Annotated in this window: 21 protein-coding genes; 11 read left to right on the top strand and 10 right to left on the bottom strand. The window is 61.5% G+C overall.

Annotation, left to right across the window (positions count from 1 at the left end; all coding sequences use genetic code 11):
- The first annotated feature begins 84 nt into the window (after window positions 1-84).
- The 3 genes from soxC to NLM25_RS31275 all read left to right on the top strand — a co-directional run bounded on the left by soxC (window position 85) and on the right by NLM25_RS31275 (window position 2,284).
- Window positions 85-1,356 (top strand): sulfite dehydrogenase, encoded by a 1,272-nt coding sequence (gene soxC, locus NLM25_RS31285; protein ID WP_254139571.1) that lies wholly within the window; start codon window positions 85-87, stop codon window positions 1,354-1,356.
- The gene (locus NLM25_RS31280) at window positions 1,343-1,885 is read left to right on the top strand and encodes a c-type cytochrome (protein WP_254139570.1); all 543 of its coding nucleotides are present in this window, start codon (window positions 1,343-1,345) and stop codon (window positions 1,883-1,885) included. The genes soxC and NLM25_RS31280 overlap by 14 nt, the downstream gene beginning before the upstream one ends.
- Window positions 1,886-1,999: 114 nt before the next feature.
- Window positions 2,000-2,284 (top strand): hypothetical protein, encoded by a 285-nt coding sequence (locus tag NLM25_RS31275; RefSeq protein ID WP_254139569.1) that lies wholly within the window; start codon window positions 2,000-2,002, stop codon window positions 2,282-2,284.
- A 95-nt stretch (window positions 2,285-2,379) separates the two neighbouring features.
- Here the strand turns inward: NLM25_RS31275 and NLM25_RS31270 are convergent, their stop codons facing one another.
- Both NLM25_RS31270 and NLM25_RS31265 read right to left on the bottom strand, forming a co-directional pair.
- Window positions 2,380-2,868, bottom strand: a complete 489-nt coding sequence (locus NLM25_RS31270; RefSeq protein ID WP_254139568.1) for a hypothetical protein — start codon at window positions 2,866-2,868, stop codon at window positions 2,380-2,382.
- A gap of 238 nt (window positions 2,869-3,106) precedes the next feature.
- On the bottom strand, window positions 3,107-4,351 hold the full coding sequence (locus tag NLM25_RS31265; protein ID WP_254141301.1) for an NRAMP family divalent metal transporter: 1,245 nt from the start codon (window positions 4,349-4,351) through the stop codon (window positions 3,107-3,109).
- 757 nt (window positions 4,352-5,108) lie between these two features.
- Between NLM25_RS31265 and NLM25_RS31260 the strand changes: the two genes are divergently transcribed.
- Together NLM25_RS31260 and NLM25_RS31255 are read left to right on the top strand one after the other, a co-directional pair.
- On the top strand, window positions 5,109-5,282 hold the full coding sequence (locus tag NLM25_RS31260; protein WP_254121531.1) for a DUF3606 domain-containing protein: 174 nt from the start codon (window positions 5,109-5,111) through the stop codon (window positions 5,280-5,282).
- Between the two features lie 33 nt (window positions 5,283-5,315).
- Window positions 5,316-5,465, top strand: coding sequence for a hypothetical protein (locus tag NLM25_RS31255; RefSeq protein ID WP_254121530.1), 150 nt, complete (start codon window positions 5,316-5,318; stop codon window positions 5,463-5,465).
- A gap of 25 nt (window positions 5,466-5,490) precedes the next feature.
- Here the strand turns inward: NLM25_RS31255 and NLM25_RS31250 are convergent, their stop codons facing one another.
- The 4 genes from NLM25_RS31250 to NLM25_RS31235 all read right to left on the bottom strand — a co-directional run bounded on the left by NLM25_RS31250 (window position 5,491) and on the right by NLM25_RS31235 (window position 6,664).
- Window positions 5,491-5,676: a hypothetical protein gene (locus NLM25_RS31250; protein ID WP_254124504.1), complete on the bottom strand. Its 186-nt coding sequence runs from the start codon at window positions 5,674-5,676 to the stop codon at window positions 5,491-5,493.
- 155 nt (window positions 5,677-5,831) lie between these two features.
- Entirely contained in the window at window positions 5,832-6,158 is a 327-nt protein-coding gene (locus NLM25_RS31245) for a nuclear transport factor 2 family protein (RefSeq protein ID WP_254139567.1), read from the bottom strand.
- Between the two features lie 94 nt (window positions 6,159-6,252).
- Complete coding sequence (locus NLM25_RS31240; RefSeq protein WP_254139566.1) at window positions 6,253-6,402, bottom strand: hypothetical protein; 150 nt, start codon at window positions 6,400-6,402, stop codon at window positions 6,253-6,255.
- 109 nt (window positions 6,403-6,511) lie between these two features.
- Window positions 6,512-6,664 (bottom strand): hypothetical protein, encoded by a 153-nt coding sequence (locus NLM25_RS31235; protein ID WP_254139565.1) that lies wholly within the window; start codon window positions 6,662-6,664, stop codon window positions 6,512-6,514.
- Window positions 6,665-6,872: 208 nt separating this feature from the next.
- On the opposite strand from NLM25_RS31235, the gene NLM25_RS31230 reads away from it, so the two are divergent.
- Window positions 6,873-7,052: a hypothetical protein gene (locus tag NLM25_RS31230; RefSeq protein WP_254139564.1), complete on the top strand. Its 180-nt coding sequence runs from the start codon at window positions 6,873-6,875 to the stop codon at window positions 7,050-7,052.
- Window positions 7,053-7,276: 224 nt separating this feature from the next.
- Here the strand turns inward: NLM25_RS31230 and NLM25_RS31225 are convergent, their stop codons facing one another.
- Both NLM25_RS31225 and NLM25_RS31220 read right to left on the bottom strand, forming a co-directional pair.
- The gene (locus tag NLM25_RS31225) at window positions 7,277-7,513 is read right to left on the bottom strand and encodes a DUF6894 family protein (protein WP_254141300.1); all 237 of its coding nucleotides are present in this window, start codon (window positions 7,511-7,513) and stop codon (window positions 7,277-7,279) included.
- Between the two features lie 61 nt (window positions 7,514-7,574).
- A complete protein-coding gene (locus NLM25_RS31220) occupies window positions 7,575-7,772 on the bottom strand; it encodes a hypothetical protein (protein ID WP_254139563.1) in 198 nt (65 codons plus the stop codon).
- Window positions 7,773-8,259: 487 nt separating this feature from the next.
- Here NLM25_RS31220 and NLM25_RS31215 point away from each other — a divergent pair, with 487 nt between their 5' ends.
- Window positions 8,260-8,508 (top strand): hypothetical protein, encoded by a 249-nt coding sequence (locus NLM25_RS31215; protein WP_254139562.1) that lies wholly within the window; start codon window positions 8,260-8,262, stop codon window positions 8,506-8,508.
- A 27-nt stretch (window positions 8,509-8,535) separates the two neighbouring features.
- On the opposite strand, the gene NLM25_RS31210 is transcribed toward NLM25_RS31215, so the two are convergent.
- Both NLM25_RS31210 and NLM25_RS31205 read right to left on the bottom strand, forming a co-directional pair.
- Window positions 8,536-8,739 carry a hypothetical protein gene (locus tag NLM25_RS31210; RefSeq protein ID WP_254139561.1) on the bottom strand — a complete coding sequence of 68 codons (204 nt, stop codon included), beginning with the start codon at window positions 8,737-8,739 and terminating at the stop codon, window positions 8,536-8,538.
- Window positions 8,736-8,936 (bottom strand): hypothetical protein, encoded by a 201-nt coding sequence (locus tag NLM25_RS31205; protein WP_254139560.1) that lies wholly within the window; start codon window positions 8,934-8,936, stop codon window positions 8,736-8,738. The genes NLM25_RS31210 and NLM25_RS31205 overlap by 4 nt, the downstream gene beginning before the upstream one ends.
- Window positions 8,937-9,457: 521 nt before the next feature.
- Here NLM25_RS31205 and NLM25_RS31200 point away from each other — a divergent pair.
- From NLM25_RS31200 to NLM25_RS31185, 4 genes are all read left to right on the top strand, one after another.
- Complete coding sequence (locus NLM25_RS31200) at window positions 9,458-10,234, top strand: DUF4261 domain-containing protein (protein WP_254139559.1); 777 nt, start codon at window positions 9,458-9,460, stop codon at window positions 10,232-10,234.
- Window positions 10,235-10,338: 104 nt separating this feature from the next.
- A complete protein-coding gene (locus tag NLM25_RS31195) occupies window positions 10,339-10,551 on the top strand; it encodes a hypothetical protein (protein WP_254139558.1) in 213 nt (70 codons plus the stop codon).
- 31 nt (window positions 10,552-10,582) lie between these two features.
- Window positions 10,583-11,200: an imm11 family protein gene (locus NLM25_RS31190; protein ID WP_254139557.1), complete on the top strand. Its 618-nt coding sequence runs from the start codon at window positions 10,583-10,585 to the stop codon at window positions 11,198-11,200.
- 236 nt (window positions 11,201-11,436) lie between these two features.
- The gene (locus NLM25_RS31185) at window positions 11,437-12,945 is read left to right on the top strand and encodes a hypothetical protein (protein WP_254139556.1); all 1,509 of its coding nucleotides are present in this window, start codon (window positions 11,437-11,439) and stop codon (window positions 12,943-12,945) included.
- The last annotated feature ends 126 nt before the right edge of the window (window positions 12,946-13,071 follow it).

The raw sequence follows: 13,071 nt of genomic DNA, 5'->3' as shown, positions 1-13,071 counted from the left end.
TCGCCTGTTTTTGAAATACGAGCGAATTGCAATTGCACTTCGCGGAAGGTTTGATGCGGGTCGAGCTTCAGCCGAGGATCCGCAATGAGCAGCACGATCGACGCCGCCGGAAAATCCGCGCAGACAACACGCCGTCGCTTCCTGCAAGGCGGCACTGCGGTGGCGGGCAGTGCCGCTCTGGGGGCTGGCGCGGCGGCCGCGGCTGAGACGGACAACCTTCCGCCCGGCATTCCAGAATGGATGAAGGCGCCGGGCGAGCCGATGGGAGCCGAGCCCTATGGCGCGCCGTCCCCGTTCGAGAAGGGCGTCGTCAAGAACATCTCGAAGACCCTGAAGCAGTACATATCGGCCTCCAGCCGGACGCCGTTACAGGAGCTCGACGGCATCATCACGCCGAACGGATTGTTCTACGAGCGGCATCATGGCGGTGTTCCGACCATCGATCCGGCGCAACATCGCTTGATGCTGCACGGGCTGGTCGGGCGTCCCCTGATGTTCACGATGGACGATCTCCGGCGTTTCCCGTCGGAGTCGCACATCCACTTCCTCGAATGCTCCGGCAATCCCGGTTACACCAAGCCCTATGGCAAGACGGCATCGGACCTCGTGGGTCTGGTGAGTTGCGCCGAATGGACCGGGGTGAGCCTGAAGCTGGTGCTCCAGGAGGCCGGATTGAAACCGGGCGCCAAGTGGGTCGTCGCCGAAGGCGCTGACGCCGCTGCGCTGACACGCAGCATTCCGATCGAGAAATGCCTCGAGGACGCCCTTCTGGTCTACAGCCAGAACGGTGAGCGGCTGCGTCCGCAGCAGGGCTATCCGTTGCGGCTGTTCCTGCCGGGCTTCGAAGGCAATATGAGCGTGAAGTGGCTGCGCCGCCTGCATGTGACCGCGGAGCCCACCTATTCGCGCGAAGAGACCTCGAAATACACCGATCTCCTGCCTGACGGCACGGCGCGCGAGTTTTCCTTCTACATGGAAGCCAAGTCGATCATTACGCGCCCCTCGGGCGGTCAGCGCCTGGGAGCGCCTGGCTTCCACGAGATCACCGGCATCGCCTGGAGCGGACACGGCAAGATCAAGCGTGTCGAGGTGTCGGTCGATGACGGCAAGAGCTGGCAGGATGCGCGATTGCAGGAGCCGGTATTGACGCGCGCCCTCACGCGGTTCCGTCTGCCCTGGCAATGGGACGGCAAGCCGGCCGTGATCCAGAGCCGTGCCGTCGACGAGACCGGCTATGTGCAGCCGACGCTAGCCGAGCTGCTCGCAGTGCGCGGCGAGAACTATTTCTACCACAACAACGCGATCTGGCCCTGGCGCATCGCTGATGACGGCGAGGTGACCAATGCGCTGGCGTGAGACTTGCGGCATTGCCGCTGCAATCGCGCTCGGTGCCATCGCGAGCGAGGCGCAGGCGCAAAGCGTCTACGGCATCGGTCGCCCGGCGACGGCCGCGGAGATCGCGGGCTGGAATATCGATATCGGACGTGACGGCAGCAATCTGCCGAAGGGAGGCGGCTCGGTCAGCCATGGGCGCGACGTGTTCGCGCAGCAATGTGCCTCCTGCCATGGCGACAAAGGCGAGGGTGGCTTGGGTGACCGGCTCGTCGGCGGGCAGGGCACGATCGGGACGGCGAGGCCGATCCGCACCGTCGGCAGCTATTGGCCTTATGCGCCCACGCTGTTCGACTATATCCGCCGCGCCATGCCGCAGAACGCGCCGCAGTCGCTGAGTGACGAGGACGTCTATGCGGTGTCCGCCTATATCCTGAACCTGAACGGGCTGGTGGGAGCCGATGCGACACTCGATGCCAAATCGCTTGCGGCCGTCAAAATGCCGAACCGCGACAGATTCGTCGGCGACGCGCGCCCCGATGTGAAGAAGTGATCATATCGGCACGATCCGGTTTCGCGCAGTGGCTCGGAACTTGCTTAAAGCGACGGCGGAACTCGCAGGATGGGTTTGAGTTAACCTGCGAGAGGAAACATAACGGGTCTTTCGATGGCAACTCATCGCTTCGCGAACTCCATGTCCTCGGCGCTTCGCCACCCCGGCGTGATCGCGCTGATCGTGGCCGGCTTGACGATTGCTGCGATGTTGATCGTCGATCATGGGCCATGGAACCGCGCCAAGACGCAGCCGGCACATGTCGCGATGTATGCGAACACGGGTGAGGCTGCCCACGCTGCCGGCGCCAGGGTGCTACCCACCGAGCCGAAATCGCCGGTCGAGCCGGAGCGGCTGGGGCCGAAGACGTCTCCGACCGTCAATCCCGTGACGCCGTAATAGGCGGTCATCAGCGTGCCGGCCGTGTGCGCGGCGTTCGTCATCGCGTCGCAGATCTCGGCGCCCTCCAGCAGCCGACCCTTTCGAAGTTGCACTTACATATTTTTCAGCAAACGCTGATGGAGAGTTGCGGCATTGGGCTGCCTAACGGCCCATTCCAAGTTACGTTCGCCATCGATCTTAACCCAGTACGTACGAGTAGGCGCATCGCTCCCAGTGAGCGAGTTGAATGTACATGAGGCCCTTTCTCGAATGATGGCGCCGATGGCGTCCTGAGCTTGGTAGTCGATGAGGGCCACATACTGAACCGGCTGCCCTCGCGCAGCCTGGATCATAGCTTTTCTGGTTGATTCAGGCACGGACCGCTCCGGCTCAGCGAAAAACTCGTCCCATGTGATCGTACTTCTGGAGTCGTCCACACCGATCCGACGATAAGACAAAGGATCTGCCAGCCGCTCTTTGATTGCATTCTCGCAAGTCTGCACAAATTGAGACGTGAATGGTGCATAGCCACCAATGTAGGCATAACCAAGCGCGACAGAGCCAACGAGCAGGAACGCTGCGATAGCGATCGTAACCTTCATCTGTCACTCTCACGCGTCTTTGCCAATTTGCGTGCATGGTAGCCATGCCCGCCTAATTTGCACGGTGCCAATCAATAGAGACAAAATCGAAGACCGACTCTTGTTGTGAAGTCGTTTACTAGGCGCTAACGAAATCCGCTTGGGGTCAAAATCCGAAGAACTCTCGTTGAGCACAATTGGTCTGCTATGCTCCCGGAAGCAGACTTCCCATCCGGCCGTTTATGAGTGCACGCCCTGGTCAGCCGATCAATGACGAGCCGAGCAGAGCGAGGACGGCCAGCGCCATGATCGCGGTGCCGAGCCAGCCCAGCGCGACCAGCCATGGGCGGGCCTTGAAGCGGCCCATGATCGCACGGCTCGATACGATCAGCATCATCATGGCCATGATCGGCACGGCGACGATACCGTTGAGCACCGCGCTCCATACCAGCATGTGGATCGAGTCGATGCCGGTGAAGCCGAGGCCGAAGCCGATGATGGTTGCGGCCGCGATGATGGTGTAGAAGCCGACCGCTTTCTCCGGCTTCGCCTCCAGCGTGGCGCGCCAGCCGAAAATCTCCGCAACGCCGTAGGCCGCCGAGCCCGCCAGCACCGGGATCGCCAGGAGGCCGGTGCCGATGATGCCGATCGCGAACAGTGCGAAGGTGAAGTCGCCGGCGAGCGGACGCAGCGCTTCGGCGGCCTGGGTTGCCGAGTTGATCTTGGTGACACCATTGGCATTCAGCACGGACGCCGTGGTCAGGATGATGAAGAAGGCGATGCAGTTGGAGAGCAGCATGCCGACGATGGTGTCGAAGCGGATGCGCGCGATCTCGGGGTCGCCGCCGTTCGGCATGTCGCGCAGCGGCTTGTCGCGCTTGCCCTGGTTCATCTCCTCGACTTCCTGCGAGGCCTGCCAGAAGAAGAGATAGGGGCTGATGGTGGTGCCGAGCACGGCGACGACCATCAGGAAATACTCGGCGCTGACATTCGCCTTCGGCCACACCGCGGCGAGCAGGGCGGTGCTCCAGGGGATCCTCACGGTGAAGGCGGTGGCGACATAGGCGAACAGCGCCAGCGTCAGGAATTTGAGCACCGGCGAATAGCGGCGATAGGGCACGAACACCTGAAGCAGGGTCGAGCCGGCTGCGAAGATCAGCGCGTGCTCGTGATTGAGCCCGCCGATGACCAGCGAGAGCGCCTCCGCCATCGCGGCGATGTCGGCGGCGATGTTGATGGTGTTGGCGATGACGAGCAGCGACACGAGCCCCAGCACGATCCAGCGCGGCGCGAGCTGCAGGACGTTGGCGGCGAGACCCTTGCCGGTGACCCGGCCGATCAGCCCACTGACGAGCTGAATCGCGATCATGAACGGCAGGGTCAGAAACACCGTCCAGAGCAGCCCGTAGCCGAATTGCGCACCCGCCTGCGAATAGGTGGCGATGCCCGACGGATCGTCGTCGGCGGCGCCGGTGACGAGGCCGGGCCCGAGCCGCTTCAGCAGCGCCGGCCCGGACGTCGTCGGGCCTTCGGTGTTGGCGTGCCTGGCGGCGTGTTTCGATCGGTTTGACAGGGCTGACCTTCCGGAATTGCGAATTGTGCTTCAAGCGCGATAAGGCCAGCAAAGTTCCATCGTCGGCCAGCGCCGCCGCCTGCTGACGCCAATGCTCCGCCGTTGCTTTGACGCGTCGGGCAAAACACTTGTAGAGTTATACCGTCACAGAAATCGTAGAGCCCGCACCGTCGCCGGTCGCGGGCTCTTCGTTTGCCCCATGTTCAACCGGTCACCAGTGCATCGCGCCTCTCAGCGCCTTGTCGCCGATGAAGGCGAGCGTGCCATCGGACAGGGCAGCGAGGTCATGGTCCACGGTCGGGTCGTGCAAGGCAGTACTCCGCTCGGCTCTCGTGCGGATTGACATTCGTCAAACTGGAGCGCCCGCTGCAAGCTTGGAACGATAGATTGATTCGCGCGTTGCGCTGCCGCTCGACGGGCCGTTGCACACCCGCCCCCGGCAGCAAACACACGGTGCGGTCCCCCGCCTAGCCAAGGCCGGGATCGCGCGCCGTGCAGGCAAAGAATTTGCAAACACGAAAGGGGGCACGCGTGGCCGCCGACCTGGTTTTCAGAATCGCAATTGCCGGGCTGTTTGTGTTTTCAGCGGTGCTCGCTTCGATGCTGTGGCTCAACGTGTGAGCCTCGCCGCACCGTATGGAACGGCCGGTCCCCGATGGCGTTTTTCCTGCCTGAGGGAGGAAACGCCATGGACAACCTGACGAAGCGCGAGCAACCGGACCGCAGCAAGATCAACATGCACGAGGCCTTCGAGGTCAAGTACTGGACGCACGCGCTCGGCGTATCGAAGGAGGAGCTGAAGAAGGCCGTCGACAAGGTCGGCAATTCGGCCGCCGCCGTCCGCAAGGAATTGGCGAGGTAGCGCGTTGAGCGGAAGAATTCGAAGGAGGGCCTCATGGGCCTGGAAGCAGTGTTCTTTGTCGGTGCCTTCGTCCTGCTGGTGGCGCTGATCTACGGCGTGCTGCGCAATCGCTACCGCAGCCCGACCGAACGTCGTGTTGCCGAAAGCATCGTGCGCAAGCGCTACAAGAACGACGAGACTTAAAGCCGGCGCGCCGAAGCGGGTGCCGCTACTTGACGCTGACGAACATGCCCCAGGCGGCGGCCAGCGCGCCGCCGGTGAAGACCAGCACCGGGCTGTCGCAGAACGTGCTGCCATAGCGGCACATGTTCGCGCCGAACTGGCCGAGCTCGTGATGGCCCGCGGAGTAGAACAGTCCCGACAGCACCAGCAATGCGGCGGCGACGTAATACATCGACGGTCTCTCCAGCTTGCCCGAGCGTCCTTCGCAGGGGACATGTCCCAGCATGGCGCGAAGAGATTTCGTTCCGCCCAATCCGCTTCGCCGCATTTGGTTAAAGTTTGACCCGTCGGGGTATCGCGGGCGACAACCTGAGAAAATGAACGCGGCTAGATGGAAGGTCCGCACCTCAGCGAGGTGATCTTGCCGGACGCATTGAAGGTGAGTGTCGCGCTTACGACGCCGGCGTGTGAGATATAGGAAATGGCGGCTCCATCCCCGGACGGCTGGAGATCGTCCAGGCGGGAGGCGGGGTGATTTTTGAGACGGTCGACCCAATAGGCGCGCAGGCCCTGCGGGGTCGAAATCGTCTTCATGCCATCGCAGCCGCAATGGACGATCGCGTCGTCGGCATACATTCCCAGGATGGCTTCGATATTGCCGGCGCGGTAGGCGTCAAGCCAGTCGACCGCAGCGGCCATCGGGTCAAAGGACATCTTCCTACCTACGTGCCGTTGTCGGCCGGAGGTTTAGGGCAGGCATCATGAACTTGAGGTGAAGGTTAGCCTCCTATTGGATGCTGCGCGCTACCTACTTGAAACTTGCAATGGCTCGTTTTGTTTTTGGAACGAACGGTTCACTTTGGTACTTAGGAACCTCGCGGGGCACGCGGGCGATTCGAATGCTTGGAATGGTGTTGATCATGATGGTTGGCGGCGGCGGCGTTGTCGCAATCATCATCGCGCTGTCCGAGATCCATGCTGCGAAGGCTCGCAGGCGGCTCGGAGGACCCACGTGAAATCCTGATACCCCGGCATTGTCCAAAGAAGCTGGTGTGGCGACGGCGATCCTATTCGGACGTCCCGTCCACATCCCGGATGGTGCGGATTTTCTCGGCACGGCGGGCGAGCTCTTCGTAAGTCTCCGCGACCTTGCGCAGCGATGCCTTGACGGGCGGGTGCTCGGCATTGTCCGCCTTGGCTCGGAACTCCTCCGCTCTCATCCGCCAGTATCTCGGCGGCCGGTTTCGCTCGACGCCCACGATACCAATCCCTGAATTGGTTCGATCCGGTGGATTAATGGACCCCTGGTCCATGCGTTCCGGCAATATTGGTAACAGAGTCGTGCCATCGGTGTGCCTAGCCAGGTATCCTTTTGGACTGTCGTGATTTGATTTTCGGTTATGGTCGGTGGGCAATCGGAGTGCGGCAATGGTATCCGAATACGACCCCCAGGCATTTCTCGAAAGCCAAAGTCGCTTCGTGGAGGTTTATGCGCGTGGTGTTGCGGCGCATGAATTCGGCCTCGCGGTCTTGAAGCTGCCGAAACCTGATATCTTCCTCGGCCGCAAGACGCATGAGCCGTTCCCGCGCGAAGACGGCAACGCCTGATTTTTCCGATCGAGGCGCGGCGGATCGCAAAGGCCATTTCGCGATGGCCGAACTTGTCGAAGCGTCCTCCGGTTGTTCGCTTTGCCTACCCGTCGAGAAACTTGTCGAACCCGACCAGCAGCCAGAACATTGCTGCGGTGACGGCGAGGAAGGCGGTGAAATACCAGATGCGAACCATGCCGGGATAACCGGCTCGCCATGGCATTGTTCTGATCGAACCGGCCTCAATGTCGCTTCGCATTGGACTCGAAGATGAGCGCAGCCTGAAAGACGCGCCCTTCCTCCGTGCGAACCTCGACGGCCACGTCCGGCCGCTCGTCCTGAACGGCCAGGTCATGCGCCAGGCCTGCCAAGGTTTGCGCCGCCTCCACCTCGGCCTCGCGTTGCGTTGCGAACTCCAATCCTTCTTCGTCCGGATAAACTTCGCCGTCGTCTCGAATGTCGAAAAAATATCTCGCCATGATGGCACCGCTGCTCGAGCATGGCGCCAACTTGGCTCCGGCCGAGAACGTTCCTAATCGCTCACGGCGCTGTTGTGCGGGTGATGAGCCAATCGCTGAGCTTCGCGCCGGTCTCGGCGAGGCGGGCCCTTTTCAAAAGGGCTTCGCGCTCCGTGCCCGCCGGCAACTGATCGGCGCGCTCCCTGAGCCTGGCCGCGTTCTCGGCCATTCGTTCTTCGAGCGAGCGGGTTTGCTTCACTCTAAGACGGCGCGCTGTCATGGCGGACTCCCGGGGGCGTTGAAGATACCCCTCAACTGCATCGGATCGAGCCGGTTCCTGTTCGGAACGAAAGTATGACTGACTTGTTCGGCGCAATCTGCGAGCGAAAAGTTCTTGGAGTCGTCCGCTCAATTTTAGGAACTTATTGTTCCAAACGCGAATTGGTTTCGCGGCCGGCCTACCGCCGATTGCCGGCCTTGGAATGACGGCCCCGACGCTCCAGCCCCCCGTCCCCGCGCCGGGGCCGTTTTCACGATTGAGGGCTGGCGTTTTCGATCCCGACGAAACACGCCTGAAACATTGCTGAAACCCGATTGTCCTGAACGCCGCGCCCGTTCGTCCCGACCAACGGAGCGAAAGGGAAGCAAGTCATGATCCAGATCGGTTCGAAGGAAGAAGTCGCGTTGCTGCTGGCGCTGTTCGGCACCCACACCCAGCCGGTCAAGCGGCCGAGGCCGAAATCGCGGCAGGGCTGAAGGCTGAACCCATGCCCGGTTTGGCCGATTGCCAGAGCCTCTTGCGTCTGTTGATCGCAAGGGGAGATCCGAGGGCGATCCCGATCGCCAAGGGCGCCATCGATCAATATCTCAACACGGCGCCGGCCAGCCTGCGCGGCCGCGGCCTGCGCGTGCTCCAGCGCGACGCGCTCGACCAGCACGGTGCCGCGGTCGGGGTGCAGCGCTCCTTTGCCGAGACGGTGGACGCCTATATCGAGCGCAAGCTTGCGGAGGAGTGAGGGCCGCTGCGCGAGCCGGCGCAGAGGTCATTGAGGCGTCAGCAATCTCGCCGGCTCTTCGGGCTCGAGCACCGCGATCTTTCGGCCGAGCTGCCAGACCTCGACCTTGCCGTGCCGCGTGAACTGCTGCGCAATGCGAAGCGCGGACTCGTCGGAGGCGGCCTCGAACGCTTCGGCGGAGCGAAACACCCCGTTCTCCCCGACGAGGTAAGCGCGATATTGATGGGTCATGTCGGCGGCCTCAGGCCCGGCGACTTCAGCCAGGCCTCGATCTGGATCGCGGTCTCGTCCTGCCGCGCCCGGCGCAGCAGCATCTCGCGGTCGTGCCCGGGCCTGAGCGCGCGCGCTTCCTTGCGAAGCCGTGCGGCCTCGTCCGCAGGCCGTTCGTTGAGCGTTCTGGATTGTCTGAAACGACGCCGTTTCATCATGGCGCTGCTCCCTCGTTAGCGCAGGGGCGGGAGCGCAACTGGCGTTCTCATCACCGGTCTATGCCACGGGCCGTGCGGTGACGAGGGAACCGTATGCCTGCCTTCGGCGGGAGTCTGCATCATTTGATACATTGCGCTGCAAATTTCGCGCGTCCGTCGAGGCGAGGTTTTAGTCCCTTGAGCCGCTTACTCATTCTTTGCCGAGATCGACGCTGGCGATGAGGGGGCGCAACGGGGATCAATCCGACAAGTTGAGGTGCAGGAATTGTTTGAAGGCGCTCGGCCGGTCGTCGGCGAACGCCTCGCCATCGACGGAGCCATGCTAGCGGTCCAGAGCCGACGCCGGCTTGAAGGGCGGGGGAGCCGGACTTTCGCCCATCGTGCAGAACACCAAGAGAGCGAAGTGCAGCGCAATCAGGAGTTGACGTTGTTCCTGTTATGTTCTATTTTGGCGCGATACAATCTGTGGGCGAGCCGCGGCAGAACATAGGTCGCGCCTCAAGCCTTCTGTGAGGCGGCCGATGAGTAAGTCCTTTCTTGCCCTGGTCCTGCTGGATACTCCCGCAACTCCGGATATGGTCGCGCTTGCCGAGGCCATTCGCGCACGACATCCCGAGCTGCCGATGGAGGTGGAAGGAGGCGGCGAGGGGAGCGCTCGCCGGGGTTCGCCGCTCATTCGCTGTGGCGACGAACTCGTGGCGGTGATGTCGATGCCGGCGCCCATTCCAGAGGATCCAGGGCTGTGGTCGCGCGCGTCCACGTTGTGGCCGCAGGGCAAGGCGATTGCGGCGCAGCACCAAGGGCATCTGATCGTTTCGGTGCTTGGCCAAAACCAGCGACCGTTGCCCACCGCGCGTCTGACGACTGCCGTCATCGGCGCGTTGATTGCGACCATGCCACAATGCTGCGGCGTGGTCTGGAACGGCAAGGTTGCGCGACCCGCCGATCTATGGCTGGACATGTCCAGCCGATCGTTCGCGCCGTACCCCGACTATCCCTGCTCGCTGTGGGTCGACATCCTGCCGTTCCGATCAGAGACGGGCATCGGAGCGGTGACGATGGGGCTGTCGGCGTTTGCCGAACGTGAAATTCAGTTCGAGACCCACAAGCTGCCCCTTGGAACAATGATCAACAAGGTGGACGGTCTTGCCGTCTATCTGGTTGAACACGGGGCGGTGGTCAAAGACGGTAATACGTTTGGTGGCGACGCGCGCGAGCGCTTTACGGTTCGTCACAAGAACTCCGATCAATTCGGCGGCTTGCCCGTGCTTTTCTGTAGCGATGGTTCGGCACAATAGAGTGTGATGATTCGCGGAGGGAGTTGCGGGCGTGCCGTTCAGGATCGTTCGTTTGACACGTCGGGCAAAACACTGGCAGAGTGGCATCATCGAGATGAATTTGGATGAAGCCCGCGGAACGCCGCGGGCTTTATTGTTGGGCAGTTGATATTGGTTCTCTACATGGCGTCATTGCAGGTACGGTGTTTCAATGGGGCGCAGTCATCGGTGAAGAAAAGGCCGCTTCGAAACGACTCAGCGCGCGATTGAGCGGACTCCAATTAGCTCGGTCGATTGCCTTTGTTTTTCTGTACCGACGGTTTGGCATGATGGTGTGATGAGCGGAGATATGTGGAGGAGCGATAATTTATGGCTGCGACCCGTCATGAAAGGCGAAAACCAAACGCGCCGAAACTCCATCGTGTGGGGCTGGATTTCAGATTTCGGACGAATCCCGGCTGGCAAATGGAGAATTTTGACGCCCTTGGCGCCGGCCGCGTGCTGCTTTCACCGCGAGGCAAGCGAAGCTTTCCTCCACTCGCCGAAACGCCACGGCTGCTGATCGACAAATCTCTCGGGCGGCCGCCGGTCGATTGGGAGCTATTTGACGACTTTTGGCTCGTGTCTGATCGGATGAAGAGTGTTCTGGAGGCCGTGGATAGAGGCGGTGTGGCGTTCCTGAGGTGCGAAACACGGTCGCCGAGTGGAGATGCGCCTGTCTATTGGCTTTGCGATGTCGTGCGCCAGCTCGATGTCATCGACGAGGAAAAGTCGAACGTCGTAATCCTCGATGATGGGACAGATTTCAGGCGGTACGACAACATGGCGATTTCCAGTTTTGTCTTCAGAGAGGCGGCCATCGGTTCGGCTCATATTTTCCGGCCACGCTTTCTGGAGACGAGGGTTATTTGTGACCAGGCCATGAAGGACGCCTGTAAGGCTGCCGGTCTTAGGGGCCTGAGCTTCGGAGAAGCCTACCTCAATTGATAGAACCTTCGTCCCTAGTTTCTTCACGTTGAGAGTCGCGCAAGATCTGGCTTTTCCGTTCGTGGGTTCGTCGCAAAATCGCTCTGTTGCCGAAGACATTTGCACGACTCCAGCAGAGGGGCGGATGCCCTGATTTTGTTTCAGTATTGCTGAGCGCTGTCGTCGTTACGCCGACCTGAAGGCGACGACCTTTAGGCGCTGTGTGCTGAGCGGCGATGCCGGGCGCGGCGGGCCGCATGGATATCCAGCGCACGCAAAGAGGCCGGCCTTCGCTGCCGGCCATCCACCAAGCATTTCAGATCAGACCCGCCGGCTGCGATCACCAGCAGCTCGGATGCTGGCCGGCGCCAGAAAGCAGCAGTCGCATGTTCCAAGATCATCACGTTTTTCCGCAGAAATTTGCAAGCCATCCGGTCATCCGTCTCTTGGGGGAACGGTTCAATCATGATGCGATCCGAAATCTGATTAAGTTGCCGTCCAGGCAGCGGCTGGCAACGGAATTTAGTTCGAGTCCGCATACCGGGGGACATCTCGGAAAGTACTATGAGGGATTTTGCGAGTATCTAAAGCAGGTCAAGTCGTCTCCAGGGTTCGCGGCGGCTAGCACGGGCGATGCACGTGCGCTTGACGAGATAGCTTCCGACGTGAACGCGCTCGTAGCCGCTGCCAAGTACGCCCAGGCGAACGGCCATCTGTTTGCCAATACACCCGAGGGAATGACGCCTGAGGAGGCAAATGCCGAGAACCGCAAATGGTTCTCAACCTGGCGGAAGTATGCCGCGGACAATGCAGAGCAGATCCGGCAGATGCAGGAAACGGTCGATCAGTTGCACAATGCCGGTCGACGGGATGCGGCCTTGCATTTTCCGCTTCTGTACCCGACCAGCGGTCTCAGCATGGCAGAGAGGATCGAAGTCTTAAAGCGCTTCCCGGAAGGCTCGCCAATTTCGCTGCAATCCACCGCCGTCGGCCCTGTTCCTGGCCTCCCGGGACTTACTCCCTCTCAAGTTGATACTCGCTTGCGAGGCTTCTCTCCACCCGCTCACTCCGATCTAAACGAGAAGGAAGGGTTCACGCGGAGTGACCCACGCTTCTCGGGCGGTTCGCCAGCATTTCCAATGCCAAGTCCGGACGAGCAGCGGCTTGGTCGATTGCCTCCCAGCACAGCCATGCCGCCGACACCGCAAGTCCTGCAATTCCACCGCGAGACCGGTGATCCGCTGAGGTTCACCGATGGATCGCCCATGCTGGGGCCGGATCCCTACGACATGCCTCATGACCCGGCTGACGGTGCAGCGGTTCTGCGGGGCATGGCGATATTCGCGGCGGCAATGGCTACACCTGCATTGCTTCCATTGTTGCCGATTATGGCGCCAATAGCGGCTCTTGGACTGGCGGGGGCAACGGCGGCTCGTGCAGAGCCTGCTGGTGACAGAGCGACCGCAACCTCTGCCACAGAGGCGTCTCCTTACGGTCCGTTCAGTCCGAATGGTGACATGTCGAGTACTGGCAACGAGGACCGTCCACTCGGGTCTGGCCCCGCTGCATCGCAAGCCGCCGGCAACTCGTTTGATCAAGGCCCGACAAGCGCTGGCACCTTTGATGATCGCTTTGGCCGCTGGAGTGTAACGCCGAACGGTATCACGCCCGATCGGCCATCGACAGTGAGCGAACCGCGTGCTGTGGGTGCGATCGCCCGAAGAAGTTCGGCGCCTGACCCGTGTGAACGGGTCGAACGCGGGTAGCGTGTTTGCGTCGGGAAGTACGCCAATCCCATATCTGCCTCCCGCAGAATTCAACGATCGGTTTGGCAGCTGGAGCGCGCCGATTGGCGAGGGCCCGCAGCAGCAGGCGAGCAAGCCGATCGGAGT

The organism is Bradyrhizobium sp. CCGB01 (genome assembly GCF_024199795.1).
GTDB lineage: Bacteria > Pseudomonadota > Alphaproteobacteria > Rhizobiales > Xanthobacteraceae > Bradyrhizobium.
The sequence above is the reverse complement of the archived record's forward strand: the minus strand, read 5'-3'. Positions and strand labels throughout refer to the sequence as shown.